The sequence below is a fragment of the Sulfitobacter sp. 1A13679 genome (assembly GCF_043557115.1).
Taxonomy (GTDB): Bacteria; Pseudomonadota; Alphaproteobacteria; order Rhodobacterales; family Rhodobacteraceae; genus Sulfitobacter; species Sulfitobacter faviae.
This window is the reverse complement of the sequence record NZ_JBIFFO010000065.1, coordinates 1-1,264: the sequence shown is the minus strand read 5'-3', so window position 1 is coordinate 1,264 and position 1,264 is coordinate 1. Positions and strand designations below refer to the sequence as shown.

The following is a 1,264-nucleotide window of genomic DNA, read 5'->3' as shown; positions in this document are numbered from 1 at the left end:
TCGGTGTTCAGCTGCCTGCGCAGCCAGGCGGCCTCTTCGGCGACGATACCATGTCCGGCGCCGGGCAGGATCAGCGTCTCGACCTTGGCCCCCATGTTCTGCAGCACATCGGCGCTCTTCTGCACCCGCGCCAGCGGAATATGCGGATCGCGTTCGTGACAACCGAGCAGCACCGGCACATCGGCCAGCCGGCCCGCATAGTCGAAGGTCTTGGCCGGACGGTCGTAGAGGTCGGCCCGCGGAACGCCGCCCGCCTCGCCCGTGCCGACCAGCCCGCCGGAGAGCGCGGCCACAGCGCGGAACGGACGGGCCAGCCGCGCCGCCGCCTCCAACGCCAGACAAGCCCCCTGCGAAAAGCCGATCAGCGCCACGCGTGTTGGATCGAAACCCTGCTCAGACAGGTCATCCAGCAGCGAGGAGATGACGCTCAGCCCGCTGCCGAGCCCCGGCTCATTGGCCGTGAGCGGCGCCAGGAAACTGCCCGGCCACCAAGACTGCCCGGCTGCCTGCGGGGCCAGCACGGCGAGATCCGGCAGGGCAAGGTGTTTGGCCAGACCGAACATATCCTCCGGCGCGCCGCCGCGGCCGTGGATCATCACCAGAGCCAGCCGTGCGCGTTCCACCGGAGCACCAGCGCTGACCAGCCATTGTCCCGCGTGCGGACCGGTGCCGCGCGTCACCGCCCCGAGGCCGCTCACGACGGCACCCGGATCTGCGGCAGCACCTGCTCGATCTGAGCGCGGTGAGGCTCAAATTTCTCGGGCAGTTTCAGCGCCTCGCCCAGGTGGGCTGGGTCTTCGTCAACGGCGAATCCCGGTGGATCAGTGGCGATCTCGAAGAGCACCCCGCCGGACGTGCGGAAGTAGATCGCGTCGAAATACTGCCGGTCGATGACCGGGGTGACCTGTTGGCCCGCGGCAGAGAGCCGCGCCCGCCATGCCAGCTGCTCTTCCTCGTTGCGCGCACGGAAGGCGACATGGTGGATAGTGCCTGCGCCTGAGCGCCCGATTGAACGAGCGTCCGAGGTCATTAGGTCCACGGCCGAACCACGCTCGGGTTCGGTCGAGCGGTAGCGAATACGGGTCTCCGTCCCGCCGGTGCCGCCCGTGGCGGCGGCCTCCTCGCCCTCGCGCACGTAGCCCATTGCCTCAAGCACAGCGGCGGTGGCCGCGACCTCTTCAAGCCAAAGGGTCACGCTGTGAAACCCCTCGTCCCGCGCGCCGCCTTCGATCACCTCGACCCGCAGCCCGTCGGGGTCACGCAG

Annotated in this window: 2 protein-coding genes; both read right to left on the bottom strand. The window is 69.3% G+C overall.

The features are described 5' to 3' along the window. Window positions 1–698, bottom strand: a 698-nt coding sequence (locus ACGYLA_RS19545) for an alpha/beta hydrolase (protein ID WP_394434643.1), incomplete at its 3' end; no start/stop codon positions are given. Then, window positions 695–1,264 (bottom strand): VOC family protein (locus ACGYLA_RS19540; protein WP_394434641.1); only part of this gene is annotated, 570 nt, incomplete at its 5' end. The genes ACGYLA_RS19540 and ACGYLA_RS19545, both read right to left, overlap by 4 nt.